30 protein-coding genes and 1 tRNA gene are annotated in these 26792 nt (G+C 68.1%); 15 read left to right on the forward strand and 16 right to left on the reverse strand.

Features of this window, described 5'->3' with window-relative positions:
• Positions 1–171 precede the first annotated feature (171 nt).
• The 4 genes from OG876_RS12975 to OG876_RS12990 all read right to left on the reverse strand — a co-directional run bounded on the left by OG876_RS12975 (position 172) and on the right by OG876_RS12990 (position 4987).
• On the reverse strand, positions 172–1086 hold the full coding sequence (locus tag OG876_RS12975; protein WP_328525080.1) for a phosphotransferase: 915 nt from the start codon (positions 1084–1086) through the stop codon (positions 172–174).
• A 166-nt stretch (positions 1087–1252) separates the two neighbouring features.
• The gene (locus tag OG876_RS12980) at positions 1253–2434 is read right to left on the reverse strand and encodes an FAD-dependent oxidoreductase (RefSeq protein WP_328526900.1); all 1182 of its coding nucleotides are present in this window, start codon (positions 2432–2434) and stop codon (positions 1253–1255) included.
• 25 nt (positions 2435–2459) lie between these two features.
• Entirely contained in the window at positions 2460–3677 is a 1218-nt protein-coding gene (locus tag OG876_RS12985; RefSeq protein ID WP_328525081.1) for an MFS transporter, read from the reverse strand.
• Between the two features lie 74 nt (positions 3678–3751).
• Positions 3752–4987 carry an MFS transporter gene (locus tag OG876_RS12990; protein WP_328525082.1) on the reverse strand — a complete coding sequence of 412 codons (1236 nt, stop codon included), beginning with the start codon at positions 4985–4987 and terminating at the stop codon, positions 3752–3754.
• A 293-nt stretch (positions 4988–5280) separates the two neighbouring features.
• On the opposite strand from OG876_RS12990, the gene OG876_RS12995 reads away from it, so the two are divergent.
• The 3 genes from OG876_RS12995 to OG876_RS13005 all read left to right on the forward strand — a co-directional run bounded on the left by OG876_RS12995 (position 5281) and on the right by OG876_RS13005 (position 7241).
• Positions 5281–5369, forward strand: a tRNA-Ser gene (locus OG876_RS12995).
• 247 nt (positions 5370–5616) lie between these two features.
• Entirely contained in the window at positions 5617–6180 is a 564-nt protein-coding gene (locus OG876_RS13000) for a dihydrofolate reductase family protein (protein WP_328525083.1), read from the forward strand.
• 173 nt (positions 6181–6353) lie between these two features.
• Positions 6354–7241, forward strand: a complete 888-nt coding sequence (locus OG876_RS13005; RefSeq protein ID WP_328525084.1) for an aminoglycoside phosphotransferase family protein — start codon at positions 6354–6356, stop codon at positions 7239–7241.
• Between the two features lie 72 nt (positions 7242–7313).
• Here the strand turns inward: OG876_RS13005 and OG876_RS13010 are convergent, their stop codons facing one another.
• Both OG876_RS13010 and OG876_RS13015 read right to left on the reverse strand, forming a co-directional pair.
• On the reverse strand, positions 7314–7754 hold the full coding sequence (locus tag OG876_RS13010; RefSeq protein ID WP_328525085.1) for a nitroreductase family deazaflavin-dependent oxidoreductase: 441 nt from the start codon (positions 7752–7754) through the stop codon (positions 7314–7316).
• Between the two features lie 56 nt (positions 7755–7810).
• Positions 7811–8791 (reverse strand): ArsR/SmtB family transcription factor, encoded by a 981-nt coding sequence (locus OG876_RS13015; protein ID WP_328525086.1) that lies wholly within the window; start codon positions 8789–8791, stop codon positions 7811–7813.
• A gap of 156 nt (positions 8792–8947) precedes the next feature.
• Between OG876_RS13015 and OG876_RS13020 the strand changes: the two genes are divergently transcribed.
• From OG876_RS13020 to OG876_RS13040, 5 genes are all read left to right on the forward strand, one after another.
• A complete protein-coding gene (locus OG876_RS13020; RefSeq protein WP_328525087.1) occupies positions 8948–9535 on the forward strand; it encodes a dihydrofolate reductase family protein in 588 nt (195 codons plus the stop codon).
• Entirely contained in the window at positions 9532–10155 is a 624-nt protein-coding gene (locus tag OG876_RS13025; RefSeq protein ID WP_328525088.1) for a LysE family translocator, read from the forward strand. The genes OG876_RS13020 and OG876_RS13025 overlap by 4 nt, the downstream gene beginning before the upstream one ends.
• A gap of 9 nt (positions 10156–10164) precedes the next feature.
• Positions 10165–10473, forward strand: coding sequence for a hypothetical protein (locus OG876_RS13030; RefSeq protein ID WP_442914125.1), 309 nt, complete (start codon positions 10165–10167; stop codon positions 10471–10473).
• Positions 10474–10538: 65 nt separating this feature from the next.
• Positions 10539–11315, forward strand: coding sequence for a DUF3626 domain-containing protein (locus OG876_RS13035; RefSeq protein WP_442914175.1), 777 nt, complete (start codon positions 10539–10541; stop codon positions 11313–11315).
• Positions 11284–12042 (forward strand): alpha/beta fold hydrolase, encoded by a 759-nt coding sequence (locus OG876_RS13040; protein WP_328525091.1) that lies wholly within the window; start codon positions 11284–11286, stop codon positions 12040–12042. The genes OG876_RS13035 and OG876_RS13040 overlap by 32 nt, the downstream gene beginning before the upstream one ends.
• Here OG876_RS13040 and OG876_RS13045 read toward each other — a convergent pair.
• From OG876_RS13045 to OG876_RS13060, 4 genes are all read right to left on the reverse strand, one after another.
• Positions 12031–12795: a YybH family protein gene (locus OG876_RS13045; protein WP_328525092.1), complete on the reverse strand. Its 765-nt coding sequence runs from the start codon at positions 12793–12795 to the stop codon at positions 12031–12033. The two genes, OG876_RS13040 and OG876_RS13045, sit on opposite strands and share 12 nt — an antisense overlap.
• Before the next feature lie 58 nt (positions 12796–12853).
• A complete protein-coding gene (locus OG876_RS13050; protein ID WP_328525093.1) occupies positions 12854–13807 on the reverse strand; it encodes a sigma-70 family RNA polymerase sigma factor in 954 nt (317 codons plus the stop codon).
• On the reverse strand, positions 13807–14853 hold the full coding sequence (trpD, locus tag OG876_RS13055) for an anthranilate phosphoribosyltransferase (RefSeq protein ID WP_328525094.1): 1047 nt from the start codon (positions 14851–14853) through the stop codon (positions 13807–13809). Before trpD ends, OG876_RS13050 begins: the two co-directional genes overlap by 1 nt.
• A gap of 147 nt (positions 14854–15000) precedes the next feature.
• Positions 15001–15792, reverse strand: coding sequence for a glycoside hydrolase family 16 protein (locus OG876_RS13060; protein ID WP_328525095.1), 792 nt, complete (start codon positions 15790–15792; stop codon positions 15001–15003).
• A 91-nt stretch (positions 15793–15883) separates the two neighbouring features.
• Here OG876_RS13060 and sigJ point away from each other — a divergent pair, with 91 nt between their 5' ends.
• On the forward strand, positions 15884–16765 hold the full coding sequence (sigJ, locus tag OG876_RS13065; RefSeq protein WP_328525096.1) for an RNA polymerase sigma factor SigJ: 882 nt from the start codon (positions 15884–15886) through the stop codon (positions 16763–16765).
• On the opposite strand, the gene OG876_RS13070 is transcribed toward sigJ, so the two are convergent.
• The gene (locus OG876_RS13070) at positions 16740–17507 is read right to left on the reverse strand and encodes an aminoglycoside phosphotransferase family protein (RefSeq protein WP_328525097.1); all 768 of its coding nucleotides are present in this window, start codon (positions 17505–17507) and stop codon (positions 16740–16742) included. The genes sigJ and OG876_RS13070 overlap by 26 nt on opposite strands.
• A gap of 87 nt (positions 17508–17594) precedes the next feature.
• Between OG876_RS13070 and OG876_RS13075 the strand changes: the two genes are divergently transcribed.
• Entirely contained in the window at positions 17595–18872 is a 1278-nt protein-coding gene (locus OG876_RS13075) for an FAD-binding oxidoreductase (protein ID WP_328525098.1), read from the forward strand.
• A gap of 64 nt (positions 18873–18936) precedes the next feature.
• Here the strand turns inward: OG876_RS13075 and OG876_RS13080 are convergent, their stop codons facing one another.
• Positions 18937–19824: an SH3 domain-containing protein gene (locus tag OG876_RS13080; RefSeq protein WP_328525099.1), complete on the reverse strand. Its 888-nt coding sequence runs from the start codon at positions 19822–19824 to the stop codon at positions 18937–18939.
• A 240-nt stretch (positions 19825–20064) separates the two neighbouring features.
• Positions 20065–20712: a TetR/AcrR family transcriptional regulator gene (locus tag OG876_RS13085; RefSeq protein WP_328525100.1), complete on the reverse strand. Its 648-nt coding sequence runs from the start codon at positions 20710–20712 to the stop codon at positions 20065–20067.
• A 58-nt stretch (positions 20713–20770) separates the two neighbouring features.
• On the opposite strand from OG876_RS13085, the gene OG876_RS13090 reads away from it, so the two are divergent.
• On the forward strand, positions 20771–21289 hold the full coding sequence (locus tag OG876_RS13090) for an ester cyclase (protein ID WP_328525101.1): 519 nt from the start codon (positions 20771–20773) through the stop codon (positions 21287–21289).
• Positions 21290–21437: 148 nt separating this feature from the next.
• Complete coding sequence (locus tag OG876_RS13095) at positions 21438–22214, forward strand: enoyl-CoA hydratase/isomerase family protein (protein ID WP_328525102.1); 777 nt, start codon at positions 21438–21440, stop codon at positions 22212–22214.
• On the opposite strand, the gene OG876_RS13100 is transcribed toward OG876_RS13095, so the two are convergent.
• The 3 genes from OG876_RS13100 to OG876_RS13110 all read right to left on the reverse strand — a co-directional run bounded on the left by OG876_RS13100 (position 22206) and on the right by OG876_RS13110 (position 24283).
• On the reverse strand, positions 22206–22547 hold the full coding sequence (locus tag OG876_RS13100; RefSeq protein ID WP_328525103.1) for a YciI family protein: 342 nt from the start codon (positions 22545–22547) through the stop codon (positions 22206–22208). The genes OG876_RS13095 and OG876_RS13100 overlap by 9 nt on opposite strands.
• An 89-nt stretch (positions 22548–22636) precedes the next feature.
• The gene (locus OG876_RS13105) at positions 22637–22792 is read right to left on the reverse strand and encodes a DUF6131 family protein (protein WP_166679556.1); all 156 of its coding nucleotides are present in this window, start codon (positions 22790–22792) and stop codon (positions 22637–22639) included.
• A gap of 96 nt (positions 22793–22888) precedes the next feature.
• Complete coding sequence (locus tag OG876_RS13110) at positions 22889–24283, reverse strand: MFS transporter (protein ID WP_328525104.1); 1395 nt, start codon at positions 24281–24283, stop codon at positions 22889–22891.
• 179 nt (positions 24284–24462) lie between these two features.
• On the opposite strand from OG876_RS13110, the gene OG876_RS13115 reads away from it, so the two are divergent.
• From OG876_RS13115 to OG876_RS13125, 3 genes are read left to right on the forward strand one after another with little or no spacing between them, the layout of a single operon-like run.
• Positions 24463–24816: a YciI family protein gene (locus OG876_RS13115; RefSeq protein WP_328526901.1), complete on the forward strand. Its 354-nt coding sequence runs from the start codon at positions 24463–24465 to the stop codon at positions 24814–24816.
• Complete coding sequence (locus OG876_RS13120; protein ID WP_328525105.1) at positions 24813–26072, forward strand: RNA polymerase sigma factor; 1260 nt, start codon at positions 24813–24815, stop codon at positions 26070–26072. Before OG876_RS13115 ends, OG876_RS13120 begins: the two co-directional genes overlap by 4 nt.
• A gap of 36 nt (positions 26073–26108) precedes the next feature.
• Positions 26109–26774 (forward strand): hypothetical protein, encoded by a 666-nt coding sequence (locus OG876_RS13125; protein WP_328525106.1) that lies wholly within the window; start codon positions 26109–26111, stop codon positions 26772–26774.
• The last annotated feature ends 18 nt before the right edge of the window (positions 26775–26792 follow it).

Here is a 26792-nt window from a genome sequence, read left to right on the forward strand (position 1 = left end):
ATGTCCTGATCTAAAACCGTCACCGAAGTCCTGCGACATGACATCCTGACGAGTCAGATGTCATGTCGCAGAACATCAGTGACAGTTCTGTATCAGCACCTCGGTGACAGTTCTGGTGGTCTTGGTGGTGACACTTCGGTCATCCGCTAGGCCCGTGATCAGCTGCCATAGTCAGCGGATCTCGCTCCAGTGGGCTCCGGTCCAAGGTGGCAGGTCGAGCGAGCGGGATGCCCAGCTGAGGCAGATCACGGCGATACGTTGAAAGACCCTGCGGAGCCACTGCGGAGCCTGCGTCTCGTGAGCGGCCCGGCGAGCGCACTGACCGGCGATGTGGGCCGCCCAAGGCCCTCCTTCAGGTAGTACGTCGAACGGATCCGGGCCGCCTTCGAGTGGCAACGTAGCGAGTGCCGAAGCGAGGTCCTGCTGCGGATTCCCACGAACGGCCTGGGCCCAGTCCACCAGCACCACGCGTCGACCGACGAAACACAGATTGTCGCTCCGGACGTCGTTGTGCACCAGCGCATCACCCCCGACTGGGACGTTGCCCTCCGCTTCCACCAGTCCATCCAGCGCGGCGCTGAACCAGGCCTCGCTGCACAGGCCGAGCGCCAGGAAGTCATCCGCCTCGCGCTCGATCAACGGCCACTGCGGCCGGAATCCGTCCCGGGCTGACGGCAGGGATGCCGGCGGGGGCAGCTCACCGACCCGCCGCAGTGCCGCGAACAGGAGATCGAACTGACCGGGCTTCCACGTCACCGGGTCATGGTCGGCCGGCCAATGCGCAGCACGCAGGTCCTCCATCACGAGGACCGGGCGATCTCCGTCCTCGAGCCAGGCCAGCTCCCGAGCGACCAGGTCGCTATCGACACTGGAGACGATCTCATGCTCTGTACGGAGCCCTTTCGCGCCCTGGTCATCGACCGCAGCCTTCACGAAGGCGCTCGAGCCGTCAGCAAAGCCAACGACGAAGGACGCGGCCGACAGCCCGGTGTGCGGCCGATGCCAGTCAATCGGCTCTTTGCCTAGTGCCGACGCGATCAGCGTGTGCAGCTCCTGCGTCGGATGCCCGTCCTTTGTCAGAGCCATACTGTGCTTCTCCAAGCCGGTTGGATCTTGACTGCTCCGAGTGCCAGCGCCGGTCGCATTTTATCGTCGGCGACGACACGATCACCGTCGCCGACGCCGACGGAGTAGTCCTCATCGAGCGCCGGCGGTCGCGTGTGCGGGGCTGCGCGAGGTGGGGTGACGAGGGCTATTTCACGTGTTCTGGGCGGATGCCTAGGCCTATGAAGCGGCCGGTCAGGCGTGTCAGGGGTGGGAATGCTCGGAGAAACCTTGGTGTCGTCGGGTCGGCTGACGTGGGGGCGGCGTACAGGGCTTTTGTGGCGGCGGCTTGGAAGCGTTGGGTTACGCGTGTCGGGAAGGTGCGGCGGCGTTGGATCGTGCGGAGGGTGTGGGTGGTGACGTGGCCGCGGTGTAGTGCGGGGGCGAGGAGGTTGGCGCTGGCTACGGCGTCCTGGATTGCCAGGTTGATTCCTACTCCGCCGGCTGGTGACATGGCGTGGGCGGCGTCGCCGATGAAGAGGAGGCCGGGGCGGTACCACTGCGTCAGGCGGTCCATCCGGACGCTGAGCAGGTGGACGTCGTCGAAGCTCCTCACCTCGTCCAGGCGGTCGGCCGGCAACGGCAGGAGTGCGGCGATGCGGTCGCGGAAGGGCTGGATGCCGTCGGCTCTGATGGCGTCGGCTCGGCCCTTCGGGAATGCGTACGCCAGCTGCCAATAGGTGCCGCGGTCCACTGCCACCAGTGATCCGCCGCGACCACTCTGGAAGAACGGCACAGACTCATCGGTACGGCGTGAGACGCGGAACCAGAACACGTCGACACCCGGCGCTACCGCGACCGACGTCAGCCCGGCGATCTCTCGCAGGACGGAGTCGCGGCCTTCCGCGGAGACGACTAGTTCGGCACGCAACTCGAGTGGGCCGGCAGTCGTCTCCGCGCGTACGCCGATCACCTGGCCGGCCGCGGTGATCAGGTCGGTTGCGGTGGTGCGCCGGAGTAGGCGGAAGGCGTCGTACTCAGAAGCCTTCTGGGCGAGGAAGTTGAGGAAGTCCCATTGGGGCATGAAGGCGACGTACGGCGAGCGCACGGGGAGGTGGCGGAAGTCGGCGACGGTCACTGGGCCGTCCGGCGTGCCCATGGTGACTCGGTCCATGCGTCGATGCGGCAGGGCGAGGAATTCGTCGGCCCAGCCGAGTTCGTGCATCAGTTCGATGGTCGACGGGTGCACTGTGTCGCCGCGGAAGTCGCGGAGGAAGTCGGCGTGCTTCTCCAGCACGGTGACGTTCACGCCCTGCCGGGCCAGGAGGGCGCCGAGCATCAGACCGGCCGGCCCGCCGCCGGCGATCGCCACAGTGGTCCACCCCGGCATCACACCGCAACGCTAGCTCCGGTCTCTAGGCGCGCTGGGTTGCCAGGTGGGGCACCGCGCGGTCGAGGGCGAAGATGGCAGCGCAGGCGACGAGGGCGACGACGGACACCGCGAGCCAGGGCAGCTCGTGATCCAGCTCGAAGAGCTGAGCGAAGAAGGCCGGAGCCAGAACGCTGGCGAAGGTGAAGGAGTACTGCCAGTAGGAGAGGTACTTCCCGCGCCCGACCACCGGTGCCGCTGCCGCCGACACTGCGTTGTTGGTCGCTGCGTGCAGTACGTCGCCGAACGCGAAGAACGCCGTGGCAAGGACCAGCACGGGCACCACGAATCCCTCAGGGATATGCACGAGCGATGCCATCAGCAAGCCCCACACCGCCCAGGCCAGGCCGGCCACGACCATGACATACATACGGCGTCGCCGTTCGGTGTGCCGGACTACGAGCGTCTGACCGGTCGCCAGTACGACGGATGTCGCAGCCAGCAGGACGCCGACCAGCCACTTCGGCACCGGCAGCGCCTCAGCGATGTAGACGGGTAGTCCGACACCGATCGTCATCATGCACAGCGCCAGCAGGGTGTTGGCACCGATGAGGACCAGGAACGGCTTGTCCTTGCGCAGAAGCGGTGCCGGACCGGTGTCCTTGGCGGCCTCCGTGTGGTGCGACGGGTGCAGCCGCAGCAGGAGAAGACCGGCCACGAAGAAGGTCATCGCGTCGATTGCGATGGCGATGAGGAACGGCGCGTCGCCACCCATGGCCAGCAGGACACCGGCCGCCAGTCCACCGAGGGCGAATCCTCCCGCCTGCATCATGCCGCCCAGACCGAACCACCTGTCGCGGTCGCCCTCGTCCGCGATGTCCGCCAGCAGACTGAAGATCGCCGACCAGAATGTTCGCTGACCGGTCGTCATGACCAGTGCGCAGAGGAACAGCAACCACTCCGATCGCCCGAAGAAGAAGCCCGTGAACGCCAGTCCCTGCGCGAACTGCGCGCCGATCACGAGGTTCCGCGGCCCGACTCTGTCGATCACCATCCCCACTGCAGCCGGTGCGGTGATCGAGAAGAGTGTCGCGACGGTCAGCAGCAATCCGGCTGTTCCGAGCGGGATGTCGGCGACCTTGACGAAGTAGAGGAGCAGGAGCGGGCCCGCGCAGCCGCCACCGAACGAGTCGATGGCCAGCGCGACCAGCAGTGGCTGGCGCCCACGGACGTTCGGGAGGCCGAGGGATGTGGCTGCGGGCATGACTCAGAGCTCCCATCGCATCGACTCGGCGACCACGAACATAGCAAGCGTTTGCCGGGAGCCTCCAGCGGATTTCAGTCCGCTGCGGGCACCCGTCGTACCGAGACGTGCCGCAGCGGCCGCCAGGCGACGGCCGTCATCAGCACCATTGCCACGAACGCTATGCCGAACGGTGCGGCCAGTCCGAACCGCTGTGCCAGTACGCCGCCCAGCGCCGAACCGATCGCGGCACCGCCGACCGAGGCCAGCAGGTAGACGCTGTTCACTCGGCCCATCAGTGGCTCCGGTGTCGCCAATTGCCGTGCGGTGGTCGACACGATGCCCCACACCACCGCATGGACGCCGAACACAGCCATGGTCACTCCGGCGACCCACGGGCTCCGGGTGAGCGCGAGTACCAGATGGACCGTCGTCTCGATCACCAGACCGGCGCGCAGCAGAGTCAGCGAGCCGACACGCGGTTCCAACAGGTGGTATGCCGGCATGCCGAGGACGGCTCCGATTGCGCCGACTGACATGAGCAGTCCGAACTGCGTCTCACTCAGACCGAGCCGCTGCCGGGCGAACAGCACCCAGGTTGCGAAGGCCGCGCAGAAGGTGATGTTCATGACCAGGATCGAGCACGCGAGCGTTCGTACGCCGGCGTGGCGCCACAGCCAGCGCACTCCCTCGCGGACTTCGCTCCAGATCGCCGTACCCGATGACTCCGGCAGTGGCGGCCGTACGGCGACCCGCGCGACCAGGGCGGCCGCGGCGGCGAACGTGACTGCGTCGAAGACCAGTGGGACCCCGGCCCCAACCGCGAACAGCAGTGCGCCGAGTGGTGGGCCGCCGAGCTGTTGCAGAACGGTCCCACTGGCGAACAGCCGCGCGTTGGCCCTGCCGAGGTGGGCTTTGGGTACGGCGCTCACCAGCAACGCACCGGATGCGTTGTCGGCGAGGGTTTCCGCCGTACCCAACAAGAAGAGGGACAGGTAGATCGCCCAGAGCGGCGACGAGCCGAGCAGTACGGCGGCGCCGAGTCCGGCGAGCACCAGTGCGCGAAAGGTGTCGGCGGCAACGATCATCAGCCGGCGATCGAGCCGGTCGACGAGGGCGCCACTGAACAGGGCGAACAGCAGCCACGGCAACTGCTGGACGAATGCGGCGGCGCCGACCGCGGCCGGTTCAGTCGTGATCGAGGCGACGAGCAACGGGCCGGCGGCGAGCATGGCGCCGTCGCCGAGGTTGGAGATGATCGAGGCCGGCCAGATCTTGCGGAAATCGGATCCGAGATCGGACGGCAGCAGGAACGTACCGAAGGAAGGCATGCGAGAGCTCCAGAGGGCATGACGGAACCGCCGGAGCCGCCGGCGTGACGCCGGCGGGAGACCCGGTCGGCTGCTCGGCAACCGGCCGGATGGCCCGGTCAGCTGCTGGTCAGCGCGCCGACCGGACGGTGCGTGCCATGTCCTCGAACGACCGAGACATTGCTCTCACCTCCGTCTGTACCCCAAGGCGGCCCGTCCGCCTGCCCAGACCCAACCGGCCGCTACCCGCCCCCGCACTCCCGTTCCGGCCCGACCGGCTGCGCTATCCTCGACGATCGGCGACCACGTCGCCTGGAGGGTTCGCATAGTGGCCGAGTGCGCTGGTCTTGAAAACCGGTATGGCGGGTGACCGTCATCGTGGGTTCGAATCCCACACCCTCCGCCTCAACAGTCCAGAAAGTCACTCTGACCTGGGAACACGCTGCTCCGGGTTGCCGGGCATGGCGTCCGGCTGAGTGCGGCTTCGAGCCGATCTAGACTCCCGAGACCGCCTGTTTGGTGAGAATTTCTGTGCCGGCTGTCGGATCCGGGGTGGGGCGTTCGTAGTAGTGGTGAGCGGCGGCCCGGACGCGGCCCGCCGGGGACAAGGGTGATGAGATGCGACCCCTTCGACAGGAAGGCATGGCGGCATGCGGAAACTGATCTACGGCATGAACCTGAGCCTGGACGGCTACATCGCCGCGCCCGGCGACGACATCGGCTGGGGCGCGCCGAGCGATGAGTTGTTTCAGTGGTGGCTCGACCAGGAGTTGGCGATCGGGCTGTTGATGTACGGGCGCAAGCTGTGGGAGGTGATGAGTTCCCACTGGCCGACCGGCGACCAGCAGCCCGACGCCACCCCGGCGCAGATCGAGTTCGCGCGGAACTGGCGGGACACGCCGAAGGTGGTGTTCTCCTCGACGATCGACAAGGTCGACTGGAACACCCGCCTGGTCACCGGCGACGCTGTAGCGGAGATCACCCGACTCAAGGCCGGCGATGGCGAGCCGATGAGGGTCGGTGGCGCCGCGCTCGGTGGGGCGGCCATGCGGGCCGGGCTGGTCGACGAGTACGAGATCGTCACCCATCCGGTGCTGGTGGGCGGCGGCACACCGTTCTTCACCGCGCTGGACAGCTGGGTGAACCTGAACCTGGTGGAGACGGGGACGTTTCCCGGCGGCGTGGTCCTGACCAGGTACGAGACGAGGCGTTGAGCGCGATTCCTTGCTGCTTGTCTGAGGGAGTGGCAGCATGCCCCGGAGCAAGGTCGAGCTTTCCACTTCGAAAATTCGACAAACCAATTGAGATTCTCGGCGGCCAGCGTAATCAGCGAAGCCGTGGCGGGTGCCGATCACGAGTGACGTGTTCGCCACTTTAGGCTGGCGGTGTGAGCCTCGACATTCCTGAGCAGGTCCGCAAGACGGTCATAGCCGACGGGAACGAATCCTGGTTGGACGAGCTGCCGGGCGTGGTCGACTCGCTGGCTCAGGAGTGGTCTCTGATGATCGGTTCCAGCTTTGCAGGCGGTCACGCCGCGCTGGTCGTCGAGGTGACGCTGGTTGACGGAACTCCGGCGGTCCTCAAGATCGGTGTGCCAGGTCGGGGCGTCGGGCACGAGGCCATCGTGTTGCGCCTGGCGAACGGAGAGGGATGCGCCAAGCTGTTGGGCGAAGACGTGGGTCGACAAGCCCTTCTGCTGGAGCGCCTCGGAGCTCCGATGCACGACATCGTGGCCGACCCTGCAAGCCGCCACAACTTGCTGTGCGAAGTGGCGGTCCGCCTGTGGCGTCCGATCGGTCCCGACATTGACCTTCCAACCGGCGCGAAGTTGGCTGAGCAGTACGCCGATCGGCTGCCAAGACTATGGGAGCAGGCGGGGCGACCGTGTACGCCGGCCACTGTGGCGGACGCGCTGAATTGCATGAATCGTCGTCGCCTTGCCCACGACGATCGGTCGGCAGTTCTGGTCCACGGTGACATCCACGAGATGAACGCCCTGCAGGCGAGTGACGGCAGCTACAAGCTCATCGATCCAGCCGGGCTGCGGGCCGAACCGGCGTGCGATCTCGGCACCATCGTGCGTTGCACCCCGGACCTCGGCGATGACCTCTGGGCGCGGACCGAGCGGCTGGCTTCTCGCACGGGCGTGGATGCCACTGCCATCTGGGAATGGGGAACTATCCACCGAGTCGTCAGCGGCGTCTACGCCTGCAGTATTGGCTTTCAGCCCTTCGGCGATCTGCTGCTGGCCGAAGCGGATCGCCTCACGGCGTAGTGGCGGGTGACCGTCGTCGCGGGTCCGAATCCCACACCCTCCGCCTTCTGATGTCTTAAGTCGTCCCGGGGACTAGTCGAGCGGCTCGAGGACGAAGAGGGGGATCTTGCGCGGGGTCATGGTTTGGTATTCGGCGTAGCCGGGGAAGGCGGCGACGGCTCGCTTCCACCACACCTCGTACTCGGCGCCTTCGAGCTCGCGGGCGACGTACTCGCTGGTGACTTCGCCGTCCTGCACCGTGGCCTTCGGGTCGGCCTTGAGGTTGTAGTACCAGACCGGATTCTTCGGGCCGCCGCTGTTCGACCCGACGGCGAGGTACACGTTGTCGTGCTCGACGCGCATCAGCGGGGACTTGCGGATCTTGCCCGACTTCGCACCGCGCGTCGTCAGCAGCACCACCTTCAGGCCGCGCACATCGATCACGTCGGTGGTCCCGGCCTCGGTGACCTTGTCGACCTCTTCCCGGACCCACGCGGTCGGGCTCGGGGCGTACTCCCCAGCGTTTGATGTCATCTCATCAATTCTAATGGTGATACGACACCAATCACCGAGCGTCTCAGCTGTCGGTGCTACTCGGTGAGGGCGTCGCCTCGGGTAGTTCTGCGGTACAGGACGGTGCCTGCGACTCGGGTCCGGGAGACGAGTCCGCTCGCGTTCAGGACCGACAGGTGCTGGCTGATGGCTCCGGGCGTGAGTCGCAGCCGGCGGGCGAGTGCGGTGGTGGTGGCGGGTTCGGCGAGTGTGGTCAGGATGCCGGCGCGGGTTCGGCCGATCAGGGCGGCCAGTGCATCGGCTGGGGGCGGTGGAGTGGTCTCCCACAGGGTGGCGACGCCGCGGACCGGGTAGGCGATCATCGGCTGGTAGCGCGCGCCGTCGTACCCCGGCTTCAAGCGACCGGTCATCGTGCGTACCCACGGCCAGCCCATCGCGAGTGGCACCAGGGTCAGGCCGGTCCCCGATAGCTCTCCGCTCCAGTCGTAGGGATCCGCTACGGACAGGCGGTCCCCGTCGAGGGTGACGGTCTCGTGCAGGTCGTCGAACAGCGCTTGCAAGCCGCCGGTGGCGAGTCGTTGTGATCGCCACAGCACGTCGGCCTCGAGAAGTCGGAGGATGCTGGGCCAATGCTGGGCGAGCGCCTTGTCCCAGTAGGACTGGAGCGTGTCGACGATGCGGAGGGTGGCGGCCTCGGGGTCCGCACGGATCCGGTCCGCCAGCTCCTCGGGTACGTCCGCCACGTCGCCGATGTCGGTGATGACTTGCTGCGCTTCGGTACGCCGGATCCGGTTGAACTCGCCGGCGATGTCGGGCTGTGGTTCGGATGGTGTGAAGGAAATGAAGTCGGCAATCCATCCGTGCACCGGAGCGAGCGTGAACACCTCGGTCAGGTCGAGATCGGCGACCAAGGGTCGGGTTGCGCGCACCCAGGGAAGGTGCAGCGAATGTTCGCCGGGCGCCCGCAGCGCGACCGTGCTGAACACCAACTCCATCAGCGGTGAGAACGCGAACCTGATCCGGGCCACGTCCTCGGGCCGTAGCCGCCACTCGATCACTCGAGCCTCCTCGCCGGCATTCCGCTGCGTGTTTTAGGCCAGGCTAAAAGTATCGCCGTCTCGCGTTGCCCCGGCCACAGTCGTCAAGTCGGGTCAAGGGGCTCCGACTTTCTCACGACAGGGCCAGAAGGCCCGACAAGGCGAAAGGAACCCGAGATGAGCAAGGTAGTCATGGATGTATCGATGTCCCTGGACGGATTCTCGGCCGGACCGAACGTCCGGCCGGAGGAGCCGATGGGGGACGGCGGCGAACGGCTGCACGAGTGGGCTTTCTCCGGAAAGGGACCGGACGGCGAGGTCGACAGCGCCGTCCGCCGGGAGTTGGACGCGATGGTTGGCGCCACCATCATTGGACGGCGTACTTTCGACCTCGGTCTGGCTCCGTGGGGCGGTACGCCGTGGCCCGGCGTACCGAGCTTCGTCGTCACCCACCGGACGAGGGGCGACCTCCTCGGCGACAACGGAGGGACGTTCGCCTTCGATGGGCTGGAGGCCGCGGCCCGGCGTGCCAAAGCTGCCGCGGGGGACAAGGACGTTGTGGTGCTCGGTGCGGACGTCGGCGGGCAGCTGATCACGGCCGGTCTGCTCGACGAGGTGTGGATCCATCTCGTCCCCCGGCTGATGGGGGAGGGCACGCGGCTGTTCGATGGGGTACGGGCCGAGCTGATCCCGGAGGACAAGCCCGTCGCGGGGGCCGCTACCCACCTGCGTTATCGCGTCGCCAGGAATGAAGCAGAGCGATGAATACAGCGATGTTCGGCAGCTTTCTCGTTGGCGTGCTGGTCATGCAGGTGATCCCCGGTCCCGGAATGCTCTTCCTCCTGGCCAACGGAGTCGCCGGCGGGGCGCGCGCCGGCGTGGCGGTGGCCTGCGGAACAGCAGCTGGGATGCTGGTCCACACGACTCTGACGGCGCTCGGGCTTGCTGCTCTGCTCAAAGCAGTGCCAGAAGCGCTGGCGGTCATCAAGGTGATCGGCGGGCTGTATCTGCTCTGGCTTGCTCTTCAGGCATTCCGGGCGCAGCAGCAATCCGTGGCCATCGAACCCGCTGGACACGGAAGGCGGTTCTGGAGCCTGTTCGGCCGCGGGGCGCTCAACAACCTGGCCAATCCGAAGATTGTTGTGTTCTACGTCGTCTTTCTGCCCCAGTTCGTGGATCCGGCAGTTGGTAATGTGACGCGCCAATTGTTCGTCCTGGGTGGAACGATGCTGTTGGTCGGGCTCGTGGTCGACCTGCAGATCGGACTGCTGGCCGGCCGGCTCCGCGGGGTTCTGCTCCGCAGCCGTATCTTCCGGCAGATGCTCAACAAGATCTCCGGAACCATCTACGGAGCACTCGCCGCCCGCCTCATCACCGCCCACTGAAGGGGAACTATGGCGAAAGGACATGGGTGTGGATGTCGACGATGCTGCGGAGCGGTTGGGGTTCAGCGGGTCCTGCGCTTCCAGCGTCGCTTCAGCGTGCTGCCGCTGGTGCCGCCGGAGGACCCGAGCGAGGGGGATCGGGAGCTGATGCGCCTCGGTCTGCAACTAGCGGCACCGGAGAGTGCGTTGGACGACGAGGATCTGGCGCGGATACCGCAGGACACGAGCTTGCAGCGCGCGTTCGTGACTCACCTACGCTCTGGCCGGCACTGGCACACGCGCACCGGCATTCTCCGCTCGGAGCTCGCGTGGGGTTGACGGAACGGGCGCTGAAGCATGTGGCCGCGCTGTCTTCGGATGGACCAGTCGACCCGGGCCTGCGCGTGACTCTGAACTTTCACCCTGACAGGTGGGTTCGGGGGCGCCTGGTGCTCGATGCGCTCGCGGAGGACGGGGCGTACGTGTCGCAGTTCGTCACCGGGATCAGCAACGGTGGCCTGACCGCTCATCCCGGTGGGGATCGGTGGCGGTGGGAGAGCCGGATGTTCGGCGGGGCGTACGACGAGGCTCGCGCCGAAGAGCGGCCGGTGTACGGCGCGCTGAACTTCCGGCGGAGGGCTGTCGGTGGGGCACCGCGGTTCGGGTCGGCGCATGTGCGGTTGACGGCAGAGGCCTTGGCCCGATCGACGTTCTGCCATCCCGACAGCTGCTTTGAGCCTGAGCACTTCGGGGTGGCGGAGCGGATGGGGCTGATCGCGTTGGCCGACGCGGCGGAGTGCGACGTACTTGACGACTACATCGAGGCGCAGGTACACGGACCGGTCCGGCTGGAGCGTGATGTCGAGGCGGTGGTGCTGGATCCGTCGTACCGCGGGACGCCGGTCGAGTCTGCGGCGGCCAGGCTGGGTTGTCCGGTGGAGTGGCATGACGGGTTCCGGCTCACGGTCGATGTACTGCGGGAGCACGCCGACTACCGCGGTCCGCAGTACGTCGAGCTGGGTGAGCGGATCGCGGTCGGTGGGGTGCTGACGCCGCGGGTGATCGGTGATGCGGCTGGTGTGTACGACGAGCAGGCGCTGAAGCGGGTCTGGCACTGTGTGGCGCGGTTCGGCCTGGCAGGCTGGGCGGATGGAGCTGAGGATTCCGGTCGGTCGGGATGAGGTCTGGGCAGAGCATCTGGCGGGTGACGGGGTGCCTGTGGTGTTGCTGCACCCCGGGATCGGCGACTCGCGGGTCTGGGACCTTGTGATGCCCGGATTGGCCGGCCACCGGGTGGTGCGGTACGACGTCCGCGGCTACGGCCGGTCCGCACCGCCGACGACCGAGTTCTCGCTGCTCGGTGACTTGGTCGCCGTATTGGATCAGCTCGGGCTGGAGCGCGTGCTGCTGGTCGGGTGCTCGATGGGCGGAGGTACGGCGATCGGACTGGCGCTCAAGCAGCCCGAACGAGTCGTCGGGCTGGCGCTGCTGTGTCCGGGAGTGCCCGGTTTCCCCTGGCCCGACGAGCCGGAGCTCGACGCCGAGGCGGACGCGCTGAGAGAGGCTCGGGACGTCGACGGGATGGTGCGGCTCGGTTTACGGCTGTGGGCCGCCGCGGGCGATGACGACGCCGCGGTCGCTCAGCTGCGGTCCGCCGTACCGGCGTGGTTCGAGCAGCGGCAGTATCTGAAGGAGGATCCGCCCGTCTACGACCGCCTGCACGAGCTCCACGTGCCGACCGCGGTCATGGTGGGCGACAAGGACCGCCCCATCCTGGCCGCCATCGCCGGCGCGACAGCCGCCCGGATCCCCGGCGCCGAGTTCAGCTGGATGCCCGGCGTCGACCACCTCCCGAGCCTCCGCGACCCGGCCAAAGTGCTCGACACCATCCTGCGGCTAGCTCGTTGACGGGTACGACAGGTGCTGGTGGATCAGTTGCCAGCCTTGTGGGGTGTGGGTGAACACTCGGGTGGAACGGGACTCGGTGTCGACGCCCGCGGTGGTGACGTGGTCGATGCCCCAGGCGATGGCGAGCGTGCCGGAGGCCTTCACTACGGCGTCGGGGGTGGTGAAGCTGATGGGGTCGGTGGTGGATTCCAGGCCGGACTTGCAGACTTCGCGGACCGCTGGCTTGCCGGTGTAGTTGCCGTTGACTTCGTACGAGACGACGTCCTCGGCGATGGGGTCCATCAGGGCGTCGAGGTCGCGGGTGGCGGTGTCGGCGGTCCAGCGGTCCAGGATGCTGCGGATATCGGCAGTGGCGACGGCCAGTGGTACGTCGTCGTGGGGGAACGAGTGGTGTTCGTGGGTGACGGTCCAGCGGTCGCCGGTCTTGCGGAGACCGATGGTGAGGCGCAGGCGCAGCGAAGGATTCTCGTCCGGGGTGCCGCAGCGGAGTAGGGCGAAAGCGAAGGCCACGTCCGAGCCGGCTGTCACCTCCAGCGACTCCAACGCGAACGTCGCGCCAGAGCGTTGCCACTCGAAGAAACCCGGCCACGTCTCGCGGTAGGCGTCCAGGCCGCGCACTCCGTCGTACGGCGGGGGTACGTCGAACATCACGATGTCAGGCGCGTGGTCGGCCAGGACCGTGGCCAGGTCACCGGTGTGCACCGCGGTGACCCAGTTCTCGATCAGCGTGCGGATCTCCTGCTCGTCAGTCATCTTTCGTCCATCCATTCGAGGGCTCTGTCACCCCTACAACCCGGCGCCGGACGCAAACTCATCGCGGTAGCGACGACGGCAGTCCGAACGACGGGAAATCCGCCTCCAGGTACGAGATGACCTCGGCGATCTCCGTCCCGCGGAGCACGATCACGTCGAGCCCGCCCGGGACGTAGCGCGAGCCGTCCCACAGGTAGGTGCCAAAGGCGAGCTGACCGTTTGCACCGGCCGGCAGGAAGCGCCACTCCGACTGCAACGGCCCATCGAGCAGGAACGACCGGATCGCAGCGCGGCCGGCGAACCACTCCGGCAGCGGCGGCATCGAGTACTTCGCGTCCTCTGCCAGCATCGCGACGATCGCGTCGACGTCGCGCGCCTCCCACGCGGCCATGTACCGCCGGACCAGGTCCCGTTCACCGGATTCCCCCAGCGCGTCCAGCGTGGCCTGCTGGCTCGGCACTGAGCTCACCACTGCCCGGGCTCGTTGCAGTGCACTATTGACCGCGGCAACCGACGTCTCCAGGATCTCTGCCACCTCACGAGCAGTGAAGGCCAGCACCTCACGCAGAAGCAGTACCGCACGCTGCAACGCCGACAGGTGTTGCAGCGACGCCACAAACGCGAGCTCCACGGACTCCAACGCCAGCACCCGAGCTTCCGGGCTCAACGACGCAGTCCACGACAGCCGACTCATCGGGTACGGCTCCAGCCACAGGACTTCGGCTGAGCCCTCCACGTCGACGGGCAGCTCGCGGCGGCCGCGGCGTTCGATCAGGGTGAGGCAGCGGTTCGTGGCGATCTTGTAGAGCCACGGCCGGATCGAGCCGCGGTCCACGTATCCGCTCAGACCGCTCCACGCGCGGACCAGCGTCTCCTGTACGGCGTCCTCCGCATCAGCATCGGATCCGAGCATCCGGTAGCAGTGCGCATGGAGCTCACCACGCCACGGCTCAACCAGCTGTCCGAAGGCGTGCTCGTCACCGGCGCGCGCGGCGTCCAAGAGCTCTCGCATCACCTGCACGTTAACGAATGGCTGGCCCAGCGCTCCAGTGTCGCCGCGGTCCGGCCACTGTCCACAGCCTGCCGGCACCGCTCCAGACAGTTCGCCAACTGTTCGAGCAGCAGGCCGCTTTCCAACTCCAGGGTGACCAGTGCAGCCGCAGCATTCAGCAGTACGACGTCCCGCACCGGCCCGCGCTCACCGTCGACCAGACCGCGTAGCACGCGGGCGTTGAACGCAGCGTCGCCACCACGCAGCTCGGCCAGTGAAGACGGCCGCAGTCCGAGTGCGCGTGGGTCGAAGACGATTTGGCGAGCGGAGCCTCCGGACACCACCCACACCCGCGAGAGCCCGGTCGTGGTCAGCTTGTCGAGGCCGTCGTCACCTCGGGCCACGAGGGCGGATTTACCTTGCTGGGCGAGCGCATGGGCGATCACAGGAAGCATTCGGGGATTGGCAACTCCTATTAGCTGATGCTTTGGGTCGGCAGGGTTGAGCAATGGTGCCAGGACGTTGAACGCGGTCGGGACTGCCAGCTCGCGGCGTACCACCGCGACCTGGTGCAAGGCCGGGTTGAAGCGTGGTGCGAACAGATAGGTCAGTCCGACCTCGGCAGCCACCCGCGCAGCATCAGACGCCGACAGGTCGAGTGGGACGCCGAGGTGTTCCACCAAGTCGGCAGAGCCGCCCGCTGATGACGATGCGGCCCGCCCGCCGTGTTTGACCACGGTGACGCCGGTGGATGCTGCCACCACCGCGGCCATGGTGGAGACATTGACCGCACCGGTCCGATCACCGCCCGTCCCGACGATGTCCACGAACGGTCCGGCGATCCGCACCGGCGTCGCGTGCGCACGTAGTACCGAGGCCAGTCCGCCGATTTCGTCGGCGGTCTCGCCCTTGGCCCGCAGAGCGATCAGGAAGCCGGAGATCTGCGCCGGTGAGGCGTCGCCCAGCACCAGTTGGTCCATCGCCCAGCCGGTGTCCGCCGCCGTCAGGTCGGAGCCGGCCAGGAGCGCGGAGATGAGTCCGGACCAGGTCCGGAGTGTTGTTGCCATCGGCAATCCTCAGGGTGCTGGGCCGCCCACGAGGAGACATCACAACGGCCGCCTCGAAGGAGACGGCCGGGTGGTTACGCGCGGAAGCAGCCGTCTAATCGACGGCCCACCACATACCCGCGCGCAGGAACATGGTCAGAACTGTAGTCACGCGACCAACTGCTCCGCAACGTTCCATCCGCGGATGTAGTCGACGGTGAAGGTGGGGACGAGCCGGTCGTCGTCACCGACACTCCGCTCGGGGAAGTCGAACACGGCGAGCATCAACTGCACCGGGTACGACGGGGCGCCCGAGCAACTGCGGATCGGCGCGCCGTCGACGAAGTACGTCGCCTCACCCGAGGCCCACTGGACGGCGTACGTGTGGAAGTCGGCCAGGTCCAACGGGAGGCGGACCGCCTCGAAGTCCTGCGGCACGGACGGGTCGCGGATGGTCTTCAGCCCCATCCCGACGGCCGCCGAGCCCGGGACCACCGTGTCGCCGAACACCTCCATCACACAGATCTCGCCGCACCGCTCCGGCTGGTCCTCCAGCCCGACCATCCACAGCGACACCATCGATCGCGGACTGAGGTCGGCGCGTGCGCGCAGTTCGACGTACCCGCCGTTCGGAGTCCAGCCCCAGAACGCTTCCTGCTCCTCACGGACGACGAGACCCTCGCGGTACGGCTGCTGACCGATCGTGCTGCCGACCGGACCGGAGTAGTTGCCGGACTGGATCCCGGACACCCGGAGATCCGGTTTGTGGTCACCGGAGCACCAGAGTCCCTGGTCAGGCGGGATGCTGAGCGTGAGGCAGGAGTCCCTCAGCCGGTACGTCGCAGCTGACGCCGCACGGGAACTCCACTGCGGCAGGTAGTACGGCGACCAGGCGGATTGGTCGAGCGAGGACGCTTCGAAGTCGTCCTCGAACACCAGGTCACCGCGGGTCGCGCTCATGACCCCATGATGGGCGATGCCGGGGCGCTGTCACATCATGGTGCTCCGATCCGTCTAGGTAGTGATGGACTGCGACCAGGAGAAGGCACCCGTGGACGAGCACGATCAGCTAGCGCGCCAGTTCGAGCAGAACCGCGGGCAGTTGCGCGCGGTCGCCTACCGGATGCTCGGGTCGGTCGCCGAGGCCGAGGACGCGGTACAGGAGGCGTGGCTGCGGCTGAGCCGGTCCGACGTGAGTGACGTCGGCAATCTGTCCGGGTGGCTGACCACTGTGGTCTCGCGGGTCTGCCTGGACATGCTGCGGAGCCGCAAGTCCCGGCGGGAGGACTCGCTGGACACGTTCGTGCCGGACCCGATCGTCAGTCGCGAGGTCGGGCCGGAGGACGAGGCGCTGCAGGCGGATGCGGTCGGTCTGGCGCTCCTCGTCGTACTGGAGACGCTGTCGCCGGCGGAGCGGCTGGCGTTCGTCCTGCATGACATGTTCGGGGTGAGCTTCGACGAGATCGCGATGATCGTGGACAAGTCGCCGGCCGCGACGCGGCAGCTGGCCAGCCGCGCCCGGCGGCGGGTGCAGGGTGCGCCGGTGAGTGACGGCGACACGGGGCGGCAGCGCGCGGTCGTGGAGGCGTTCATGGCGGCGTCGAGGAGCGGTGACTTCGAGGCGTTGCTCGCGCTGCTCGATCCGGACGTCGTACTGCGCGCCGACGCCGGGGATGCGACCGAGGACTTCTCCGGTCCGGCGGTGTCGAAGCTGGTCCGCGGTGCCCTGGCGGTGGTCGAGCAGGCGCTGCTCTTCACCCGGATGGCGCCGTACACGGAGATCGCCGTGGTCAACGGGACGCCCGGCGCGATCACCGTCGTCAACGGCCGCCTGATGGGCGTGATGGGCGTCACGGTCGTCGACGGCAAGATCACAGAGATGGACATCCTCGCCGACATCGACCGGCTCAAGGAGCTCCCACTCCCGGCCTGAGCAACCCGAGCACGCGTCGCCCTTGCGCCTCCGCCGTACCGGGTGGATTCCGGTCGGCGCTCGGTCCACCCGGACCGATCAACGTCAGCCAGAACGCCGCCCACAGGCAGCGGGCTTCGCGGAGACGGTCCGGATCGACGTCGAAGCGCCGTACGACGGAACCCCAGTCGGTCGCGCGTCCTGACAGATGCTCGACAAGATTGGCGAGCTCGACCGTGCGGTCGCCCACTCCGGCGTCCTCGAAGTCGACGATGCGGATCCGGCTGCCGTCCCAGAGGTAGTTGGCCAGGTTCGGATCGCCATGGCCGACCACCGGGTCGCGCATGTCGAACCCGGCAAAGCTGTCCAGCCAGACCGCTGCCGCCGTCGCGGCGCCGGCGATCACGCCGGCGCCGGTGCGGAGGGGCGCGAGCGCGGTGCGCGTGCGGTCGACCAGAGCTGGTGCGTCGATCGGGGCCAGGCCGTGGGGATCGACCGACCACAGGGTGGTGAGGGCGTCGCCCAAGGCGTCGAGCTGGGCGGGGGTGAGCGCCCCGGAGAGTGGTTGGCCGGGCAGGACCGACATCGAGACCCACGGACCCGGGGAATCGGGTTGGGATCGGTTCAGGGGGATCGGCGCCAAGCTCGGTGCGTGCTGTGAGAGCAGGGTGAGGGCGGCAAATTCGCGACCCGGCTCGTCGCGGGACCAGGAGGTGTAGCGCTTCGTGAGGACCTCATCGGTGACCTCGACAGTGTGGGTCATCTGGAGAAGTTTGCCGGGGGGGTGTCGATTGGGGCCTCTTTCCTTCGACGTATGGGCAGGAGCGGATACGTGAGGGAGTGGGTTCGGATGACGACGCAGGCGGTTGCACCGGGTGCATGTGATGTCGTGGCGGGGCTGCTGGGGGCTGGGTTCAACGGTGCCGCCCGGCTGCCCGGTGAGGCGGAGTACGACGTTCAGCGGAAGTCCGTGATCCCGACGGTGGACTCGCGGCCGCTGGTGGTCGCCGAGGCCTACAGCCGGACCGACGTGCAGGCGGCGGTGCGGACGGCACGGGAGTACGGCGTACCGATCGCGGTGCAGGCCACGGGTCACGGGACTCGCGTTCCGGCCGACGGCGGGATCCTGCTGAAGACGACCCCGATGACGTCCGTACTGATCGACCCGGAGCGTCGGATCGCGAAGGTCGCGCCAGGCGCGCGCTGGGGTGCGGTCCTGGACGCAGCCGGTCAGTTCGGCCTGGCGCCGCTCTCGGGATCGCACCGCGACGTCGGCGTGACCGGGTACACGCTCGGCGGCGGAGTCGGCTGGCTCGCGCGGAAGTACGGGTTCGCGGCCGACAGCGTGATCCGCGCCGAGGTCGTCACCGCGGACGGGCGCCTCGTCACGGCGAGCGCCGAGCACCACGCCGACCTGTTCTGGGCGATCCGCGGCGGCACCGGCAACTTCGGCGTCGTGACCTCGCTCGAGTTCCGGTTGTACCCGGTCCGCCAGGTCCACGCCGGCATCGTGTACTACGGCATCGACCGAGCGGCCGCGATCCTGCGCCGCTACCGCGACTGGACCGCCACGATCCCCAACGAGCTCAGCACCGCGATCCTCCTGACCCGGGTCCCCGGCACCGAACAGCGCGCCGTCGCGATCAAGGTCATGTACGCCGGTGCCGCCGAACTGGCCGAGCACCTCCTGAAGCCACTGTTCGCCGGCGGTCCCAGGCTGGCCGGCGAGCTGACCACGATCGAGTACGGCGAAGCCGCGATGGGCGGCACACCTGCCCGGCACCTCGACTTCCTCGACACCCTGACCGACGACGTGATCGACGTGGTTACCGGCTTCGACGACGAGGACGCGCCGACCGTCGAGATCAGGCACTGGGGTGGCGCGATGGCGCACCCGGGTCCCGGTGCGGGACCGGTCGGTCACCGCGAAGCGTCGTACTCGCTGATCGTGGACCGGGAGATGCACGGTCTGCTACCGGACTCGGGTCGCACGTTCGTGAACTTCCTCGGTGATCCCAGCCGGGCGGACACGGCGTACGCGCCGGAGGATCTGCGGCGGCTGCGCGAGGTCAAGCGGGCCTACGACCCGACGAACTTCTTCCACCTGAACGCGAACATCCGGCCCTGAAAAAGCGACCCGGTCCCCAGGAGGGCAGGGGACCGGATCGCTCAGGGCGTCTAGCGGGGTGTGCTCAGACCGTGCCCGAGTTGCCGTAGACGGTCACGTGGACGTGGTCGTAGTGGTTCGCGGTGGTGCTACCGCGGTCCTCCATCGCGCGCCAGCCTTCGCTGCTGCGCTGGACCGTCCAGATGTGCTGCTGCCAGATCAGCTGGCTGACACCCAGCTTCTTGTAGTTCGCGTGCAGCCAGTCGGCGACCTCCTGGCCCTCCGAGCCGCTGACCATGATGTCCAGCGCGTGCCCGCTCGAGTGCTCCGAACCACTGTCACCCGAGCGCAGACCGCCGTACGACGTGATGTCCGGGAACTTGGCGCAGATCGCGCGGTGGACGCGGATCGCGTCCTGGGTCAGGCCGCTCTCCACCGAGGAACCGGCCTTGCAGGCGGCCTGGGAGATCGCGCCGCCGGCGGAGGCAGCGGTGGTTGCGACCGGCTTCGTGGCGGACAGGTACACCGCCTTCACCCAGCGGGACTTGTTGTCGCTGACGACCTCGGCCCAGATGCCGTCGACCTTGCCGGTGACGGAGACCTTGGTGCCCTTCGGCAACACGTCCAGCAGCACGCCGGTCAGCGGGAGGGACCACAGGTTCACGTCGGTGGTGGTGTACTTCGTGCCCGTTGCCTTCGGCGGCGTCGCGGTGCGGGTCGGCGTCGCGGTGGGCTTCGGGATCGGCGCCTGCTTCTTCAGATGCTTGGGCGCCGGAGTCGTCTTCGGCTTGGGAGCCGCCGTCGACGGGGTGACGTTCAACGGGGGTCGCAGCGCGTCCCGGCTGACCTGGTTGCCGCGCGACAGCTGCAGGGACGAGCTGGCGATCGACGGGTCGAAGGTGACGTGGTGGTCGGGGAGCGCGGCCGCCGAACCGGTGGCTACCAGGGCCACTGCCGCGCCGGGGATCGCCACCTTTGCAATACCTGGGCGGATCACCTGCGGGCGAGGTTGACGGTGCCGCGCCTGTCTATGCCGTCCTGCAGTCACTTCTGGAAACCCAATCTGCCGAGACCAAAACGTTATCGACCGGAGGAGTCAAGCACACATCGCCACCCGGGTTCGAATCGGCCCCCAGTCTTAACGCATTACGAACGTCCGCCAGCCTCGGCCGAGCCGTGATCCGGCCGCTGTCCGGATGTGATCAGCCCGAGATCAAACGCTTGGTCGACACAGGGCGTCCGTGATCGCGTTCGCGACCAGGTCGGCGTACCGCTCCGGGGGCCAGCCGCGGAGCAGGACGAGGAGCTCGTAGAACTCGACCGAGATGTAGGTCCACAGCACGTCGGCGACCTCGTCGAGCGTGATCCCGGGGCGCAGGCCGCCGGTCTCGAGCAGGTGCCGGCCGAACATCGTCATCCCGGTCAGCCGCTCGTCCAGCAGGGTCTGCCAGGTCTCGCGCAGCGTCTCGTCGCTGTGCCGGCCGTCCCGGATCAGGATCTGTACGCGCGCCGACCGCTGCTGCCGTTGGGTGAGGCCGTCGGCGTACAGCCGGATCTTCCGCCGTACGTCGGGCTCCGTCTGGACAGCCCGCAGTTCGGGGCGCTCGGCGACGGGGACCGGCTCGTCGTCGCCGGCGATGACGAAGTCGAAGACGGCCTTGGCCAGCGCGGCCTTGCGGCCGAAGCCCTTGTAGACGCTCTCGGCCGAGACGCCGGCCCGCTGCGCCACGGCACTGATCGTGGTCGCCTGGAAGCCGTCGGCCTCGAACAGTGCCTGCGCCGCGACCACGACGTCCCGCCGCCGCTGCCGGGCCCGCTCGCGCCGGCCGGTGGCGTCGTACGGCCTCTTGACTTCCGGCATGCCCGCTCCCATTCTTTTGGTTACAGGCAGACTGTATCGAATTGTAGGGGGAAGAACCATGAGTACCGCGACAGACGTGGGCACGATCGCGGCCCGCAGCATCCTGGCGATGGCCGACGGCGAGCCGGCCGACTTCGACGCGCTGGTCCATCCGGAGGCGGTCAACCGGGAGGGGCGGATCGAGCCGCCGGAGTGCCGGGTGGGAGGTCCGGCCGGCTTCTACGCGACCGCGCGCTGGCTGCGGACCGCGTTCGAGGGGCTGGCGTACGAGATCCACCATGTGGTTGCCGATGGCAACTTGGTGGCGGTGAACTCGACGATGAGCGGCCGGCATGTGGCGCCGTTCGCGGTCTACACCCCGGACGGCGCGGTGGACACGGTCTTCCCGCCGACCGGCAAGACCTTCGCGGTCACGCAGTCGCACTGGTTCCGGATCCAGGACGGCAAGGTGGTCGACCACTGGGCCAACCGCGACGACCTCGGCCAGGCCAAGCAACTCGGCTGGGTCCCGCCGACGCCGGCGTACCTCTTCCGGATGGCCCGCGCCAAGTCCCGCACCAAGCGCGCCACCGCGTGACCCGCTCCACCCCAGCCGACCGCCTCACGCCGACTTTGTGCATCACGTCCGTACGGCGGGGGCCGCGTCGTACGGATGTGGTGCACAAAGTGGGGTTGTGTGATCCAGGTGGCGGCGCGGAGGGGTGGTTGCCTGGTTGACTGCGGGCGTGGATGAGCTGGGGTTGCGGGTCGAGCGTGGAGTCGTGGCGCGGCTGGTGATCGATCGGGTCGCGAAGCGGAACGCGTTGACTCGCGCGATGTGGGAGGCGCTGCCCGGCCTGCTCGCGGAGTTGGCCGCCGACGACCAGGTGAAGGTGCTGCTCGTCACCGGCGAAGGGCCGACCTTCTCGGCCGGTGCGGACATCGGCGACCTGATCTCCGGCGACGATCCGGCCGACCCGATGGCGGAGTTGCGCGCCTTCAACCTGCGCGCGCAGACCGCGCTACGGGGGTTCCCGAAGCCGACGATCGCGGTGGTGCGGGGGCACTGCATCGGCGGCGGACTCGAGATCGCGGTGAACTGCGACTTCCGGTTCGCCGCGCGGGACGCGACGGTCGGGGTGACACCGGCCCGGATCGGGGTGGTCTATCCGCCGGCCGCGATCAAGGTGCTGCTGGACCTGGTCGGTCCCGCGACGACGAAGTACCTGCTCTTCAGCGGTGACCTGCTGACCGCGGAACAGGCCGAGCTGAAAGGCCTCGTGGATCGTGTCGTCGACGACCCGGCGGCGGAGGCCGAGGCATTCGCGGAGACGATGGTGTCGCGCTCGCAGCTGACGATCCGCTCGGCCAAGGAGACGGTCAACGCGCTGCTGGCCGGAGCGGACGCGGACGCCGCGGCCCGATCGCGGTACCAGGAGACGATCGCCTCCGGTGAGCTCGCAGAGGGAATCGAGGCGTTCACCCGGAAGCGCTCGCCCGACTTCCCGTGGCACTCAGGCTGAGACCAGGGTGCCGCGGAGCTCGACCCGATCGCCGACCGCGGCCGAGACCCGGGCCGCGATCGCCTGGGCGTGCGCGTCGTCGGTGACGTCGACCAGGTAGAAGCCCGCGAGCTGCTCCTTCGCCTCGCCGAACGGCCCGTCGGTGACGACTTGCGCGCCGTCGCGGATCTGCACGATCCGGCCCTCCTCGGGCGGCAGCAGGCCCTCGGAACTGACCAGCTCGCCGCTGGCCGCGAGCTCGCTCTCGAGCCGCATCAGCCGGCCGAGCGCCTGCTGGTCCTCGTCGGTCCAGGTGCGATCGATGCTCCGGAAGATCATCACGACGTACTTCATGGGCCTCACCGTAGCGACCCGGACCGACAGAAACCCCGTGGGCCGGAGTGGCCCACGGGGTTCTGGTGTCAGGTCGGACTAGGGGTGGATCAGTACCAGTGCCGGCGTCCGCCGACGGCCCGGCCTGTCGATCCGAGCAGGAAGAGCACCGCTCCGACCACCAGCAACACGATGCCGATGGTCCACAGGATCGGAATACTCAGCAAGAATCCCAGAATCAGCAGGATCAAACCGAGGATGAGCATGGAGCCTCCTTCTAAGAGCTGCCGGGCGGTCGCTCGCAGCCACAGAGCTCCGGTGCCCCGGACGCGCCGCTCCGAACCTCCAACAATCGTTTGATGTCACGACGCCACTGGCTCGAGCCGCGGTGAGCGCTTCCGATCGAGGAGGAGTGCGCAGCCTGCCAGACCCAGCGCGATGAACAACCACACCGCCATGAACGCAACCCGGTAGCCGTGGGTGAGCGCGGTCGCTGTGGCGCCCGTCGTATTGCCTGTGGCGACCGCGGAGAGTACGGCGATGCCGACTGCACCACCGATCTGGAAGCTGGCGTTCTGCAGGCCGGAGGCGACACCGGAGTCCGGTCCGGCCACGTCGCTGAGGGCGGCGATAGCCCCTGCGACCGTTCCGGCACCAAGTCCGGCGCCGAAGATCGTCAGACCCCAGAAGGCCAGCTCGAAATACCCGGAGTCCACGGTCAGCTGAGTCATCACGGTGGTTCCGACGCCGGCGAGCAGTAGCGAGACGAGCGCGACCCTGCGCATCCCCACTCGGGTGACGAGGTGCTGTCCGACCATGGAGCCGACCACTGCGGCAGCCGCGAGTACGGCGGACATGAGGCCGTAGCGGATCGCGGAGACGCCCAGCGCCAGTTGGGCGTACTGCGTGTAGATGAAGTTCAGCCCGAACGCCGCCAGCCCCCAAGCGATCGTGATCAGGTTGCCGCCGACCAGCGCGCGCGAGCGGAAGATCCGCAGCGGTACGAGCGGTGCGGCGGACCGCTTCTCCACGAGCACGAACAGTGCGAACAGACCGGCCGACAACAGCACCAGCAAGACGGTCCACCCGATCGCCGAGTCAGGCGCTTCGATGACGGCGTACACGAGCACGATGAGCGCACTGGTCACCGTGACAGCGCCGGCCACATCGAAACCGCGGCGGCCCGGTCCACGGCTGTCCAGCAGCAGAACGGGAGCCAGTACGGCGACCAGCAGGCAGACCGGCACGTTGATGAAGAAGATCCACTGCCAGCCGAGTCCGTCCGTGACGGGTCCTCCGATGAGGGACCCCGCCGTACCGCCGACTCCACTGGTCGCTCCCCAGATCCCGAGCGCCTTGTTGCGATCCGGACCCCCGGGGAACGTGGTCATCACGATCGACAGCGCACTCGGCGCCAGTACGGCGGCCGCCGCGCCCTGCAGCCCCCGCGCGAGGACCAGGGCGTCACCGCTCCACGCGAACCCGCAGAGCAGCGAAGACCCGGCGAACAGCAGCAGTCCGGTGATGAACACCCGCCGCCTACCCAGCAGGTCGGAGATGCGGCCCCCGAGCAGGAGCAGACCGCCGAACATCAGCGCGTAGCCGCTGGGCACCCACTGCACGCCACCGGTCGAGAAGGTCAGCTCACGCTCGATGGACGGTACGGCGACCAGCACGATCGACGCGTCCAGGATGATCATGAACCCGGTCAGGCAGAGCAGCGCCAGTGCGAACCAGCGCTTCGATTCGGTAACCATCTGACATCTCCAGTACGGCGGGGACGCCCGGGCTGAGCGTCACTCGGTGGAGACGTCGGGTTCACTGGGACCACTTCGACATTTCGGACTGTCGAACTTGGGCACCCCAGTTCCGACGTACCGGATGACAGGGGGTCACAGCGGCCTCCCCGAGGGACAGGATGGTGCCTGTGAAGTACATGCTGCTGATCTACAGCAACGCCGAGAGCTGGGCGAGCCTGTCCGCCGAGCAACGCGAGGGTCTGTCCCGGGCGCACGAATCGCTGTCGCGTGAGCTCACTGAGCAGGGCCTTCTGGTCAGTGCGGCCGGGCTGGCGGATCCCATCACCACGCGGACCGTGCAGGTGCGCGACGACACCGCGACGACCACGGACGGACCGTACGCCGAGGCCAAGGAGCACCTGGCCGGGTTCTATCTGGTCGAGTGCGACGACATCGACCAGGCGATCGGCTACGCGGCCCGGATGCCGGACGCGGAGTACGTCGCCGTGGAGGTGCGGCCGGTGATGGACGCGTCCGGGCTGGAGATGTGAGCGACCCCGCCGGCCGGTCCGAGTCCGGCGACTTCGAGCTGCTGCTGCGTGAGCAGGCGCCGCAGGTGCTGAGTGCGCTGGTCCGGCACTACGGGCATTTCGACCTGGCCGAGGAAGCGGTCCAGGAGGCGCTGCTCGCGGCGGCTCAGCAGTGGCCGAGTGAGGGTGTGCCGGACAACCCGCGCGGATGGCTGATCCGGGTCGGGTCGCGCCGGCTGACCGATCTGCTGCGCAGCGAGTCGGCCCGGCGACGGCGCGAGGAGAACGTGGCCCAGCTCGCCCCGCCCGAGGAATTCGTTGCCGCAGGCCCGGAAATCGACGATCCGGGTGGCAGGGACGACACGCTGACGCTGCTGTTCCTGTGCTGCCACCCGGCGCTGTCGCCGGCCTCGCAGATCGCGCTGACGCTGCGCGCGGTCGGTGGTCTCACCACCGCGCAGATCGCGGCCGCGTTCTTGGTGCCGGAGGCAACCATGGCGCAGCGGATCAGCCGGGCGAAACGCAGCATCAAGCAGGCGGGCAGTACGTTCGAGCTGCCGCCCGAGGCGGAGCGGGACGAGCGGATGGGCGCCGTACTGCACGTCCTCTACCTGATCTTCAACGAGGGCTACACCGCGTCGTCGGGTACGTCGTTACACAGCGCGGAGCTCACCACCGAGGCGATCCGGCTGGTGCGGGGCGTGCGCAAGCTGCTGCCCGATGACGGTGAGGTGGCGGGGTTGCTGGCGCTCATGCTGCTCACCGATGCGCGTCGGCCGGCGCGGACCGGTGCGGAAGGTTCGCTGATCCCGTTGGCCGAGCAGGACCGCTCCAAGTGGAACAAGGCGGTCATCGTCGAGGGTGAGGCGCTGGTGACAGATGCGCTGTCCCGTACGCAGCTCGGGCCGTATCAGGTGCAGGCCGCGATCGCCGCGGTACATGACACCGCCGAGCGGGCTGAGGACACCGACTGGCGGCAGATCGTCGCGTTGTACGACGTACTCGAGCAGATGGTCGACAACCCGATGGTGAAGCTCAACCACGCGGTCGCGGTGGCCATGGCCGTCGGTCCGAAGGAGGGGCTCGCCGTACTCGAACCACTCGAGTCCGACGATCGCATGACCGATCACCACCGGCTGGAGGCGGTCCGCGCGCACCTGCTGGAGATGTCGGGCGATCTGGCCGCCGCGCGCGAGAGTTACCTGCTGGCGGCCCGCCGTACGACGAGTGTCCCGGAACGCAACTACCTGCAGTCGAAGGCGGACCGGCTGACCTGACTCGCGGTGCTCCCGGACATGTGTCAGGTTTGAGCCGTGGATCTGACCAGGGCCTCACTCCTCCGGGAGATGCTGACCGGTACTGAGCTGGGCAGCCGGACGACCGAGTTCGCGCACTCACTGCGGCGGTTCACCACCCGGACCGGTGGGCTGATGCTGTTCGGCCCGGTCGACGACGAGCCATGGCACCTGACCGCGCACCTGGACGACGAACTGCACCGGGCCGGGGTCGACGACGTCCGGCCGTCGCTGGTCCGCTGGGCGCCGCCGCCGGACGCGCCGCCGCACCTGGCGATCGGACTGGACCGGTTGCGCGACGCCGGCCGGGGCGAGTCGCTGCTGGTGGTGGCCGAGGAGGATCCGGCGGAGACGCTGCTCGAGCGGATCAGCGACGTACGGCGCCGGGGTACGACGATCTTCAGCATCGGGAACGGGGACGAGGAGCTGACATCGCTCAGCCACGAGACGCTGGTGCCGGAGTTGCTGCTGCCGGACGGGTTCGGGTGGACGAGCCGGCGGATCGAGCTGGACCACGACGAGCCGCAGGCCGCTCTGACCGACGTGGAGCCACAGACCACGGAGGGGTTCGAGATGGCACAGCACCTGGTCAGCCTGGCCGCGGCCGACCAGGACGCCGGTCAGTCCGGGTGGCGCCGCCGGCTCCGCGCCGCCATCGAACGCCTGTCCGGCGAGCCCGCCTAACTCTCGAAACGCCCGCCC

The organism is Kribbella sp. NBC_00359 (assembly GCF_036097425.1).
Lineage (GTDB): Bacteria > Actinomycetota > Actinomycetes > Propionibacteriales > Kribbellaceae > Kribbella.

What these genes read in the sequence shown, in the direction of transcription:
- OG876_RS12975 (WP_328525080.1), bottom strand. Translation starts at nt 1,086, where the DNA reads ATGGCTCTGACAAAGGACGGGCATCCGACGCAGGAGCTGCACACGCTG.
- OG876_RS12980 (WP_328526900.1), bottom strand. Translation starts at nt 2,434, where the DNA reads ATGCCGGGGTGGACCACTGTGGCGATCGCCGGCGGCGGGCCGGCCGGT.
- OG876_RS12985 (WP_328525081.1), bottom strand. Translation starts at nt 3,677, where the DNA reads ATGCCCGCAGCCACATCCCTCGGCCTCCCGAACGTCCGTGGGCGCCAG.
- OG876_RS12990 (WP_328525082.1), bottom strand. Translation starts at nt 4,987, where the DNA reads ATGCCTTCCTTCGGTACGTTCCTGCTGCCGTCCGATCTCGGATCCGAT.
- OG876_RS13000 (WP_328525083.1), top strand. Translation starts at nt 5,617, where the DNA reads ATGCGGAAACTGATCTACGGCATGAACCTGAGCCTGGACGGCTACATC.
- OG876_RS13010 (WP_328525085.1), bottom strand. Translation starts at nt 7,754, where the DNA reads ATGACATCAAACGCTGGGGAGTACGCCCCGAGCCCGACCGCGTGGGTC.
- OG876_RS13020 (WP_328525087.1), top strand. Translation starts at nt 8,948, where the DNA reads ATGAGCAAGGTAGTCATGGATGTATCGATGTCCCTGGACGGATTCTCG.
- OG876_RS13025 (WP_328525088.1), top strand. Translation starts at nt 9,532, where the DNA reads ATGAATACAGCGATGTTCGGCAGCTTTCTCGTTGGCGTGCTGGTCATG.
- OG876_RS13030 (WP_442914125.1), top strand. Translation starts at nt 10,165, where the DNA reads ATGGCGAAAGGACATGGGTGTGGATGTCGACGATGCTGCGGAGCGGTT.
- OG876_RS13040 (WP_328525091.1), top strand. Translation starts at nt 11,284, where the DNA reads ATGGAGCTGAGGATTCCGGTCGGTCGGGATGAGGTCTGGGCAGAGCAT.
- OG876_RS13045 (WP_328525092.1), bottom strand. Translation starts at nt 12,795, where the DNA reads ATGACTGACGAGCAGGAGATCCGCACGCTGATCGAGAACTGGGTCACC.
- OG876_RS13050 (WP_328525093.1), bottom strand. Translation starts at nt 13,807, where the DNA reads ATGCGAGAGCTCTTGGACGCCGCGCGCGCCGGTGACGAGCACGCCTTC.
- trpD (WP_328525094.1), bottom strand. Translation starts at nt 14,853, where the DNA reads ATGGCAACAACACTCCGGACCTGGTCCGGACTCATCTCCGCGCTCCTG.
- OG876_RS13060 (WP_328525095.1), bottom strand. Translation starts at nt 15,792, where the DNA reads ATGAGCGCGACCCGCGGTGACCTGGTGTTCGAGGACGACTTCGAAGCG.
- OG876_RS13070 (WP_328525097.1), bottom strand. Translation starts at nt 17,507, where the DNA reads ATGACCCACACTGTCGAGGTCACCGATGAGGTCCTCACGAAGCGCTAC.
- OG876_RS13075 (WP_328525098.1), top strand. Translation starts at nt 17,595, where the DNA reads ATGACGACGCAGGCGGTTGCACCGGGTGCATGTGATGTCGTGGCGGGG.
- OG876_RS13085 (WP_328525100.1), bottom strand. Translation starts at nt 20,712, where the DNA reads ATGCCGGAAGTCAAGAGGCCGTACGACGCCACCGGCCGGCGCGAGCGG.
- OG876_RS13090 (WP_328525101.1), top strand. Translation starts at nt 20,771, where the DNA reads ATGAGTACCGCGACAGACGTGGGCACGATCGCGGCCCGCAGCATCCTG.
- OG876_RS13100 (WP_328525103.1), bottom strand. Translation starts at nt 22,547, where the DNA reads ATGAAGTACGTCGTGATGATCTTCCGGAGCATCGATCGCACCTGGACC.
- OG876_RS13105 (WP_166679556.1), bottom strand. Translation starts at nt 22,792, where the DNA reads ATGCTCATCCTCGGTTTGATCCTGCTGATTCTGGGATTCTTGCTGAGT.
- OG876_RS13110 (WP_328525104.1), bottom strand. Translation starts at nt 24,283, where the DNA reads ATGGTTACCGAATCGAAGCGCTGGTTCGCACTGGCGCTGCTCTGCCTG.
- OG876_RS13115 (WP_328526901.1), top strand. Translation starts at nt 24,463, where the DNA reads ATGCTGCTGATCTACAGCAACGCCGAGAGCTGGGCGAGCCTGTCCGCC.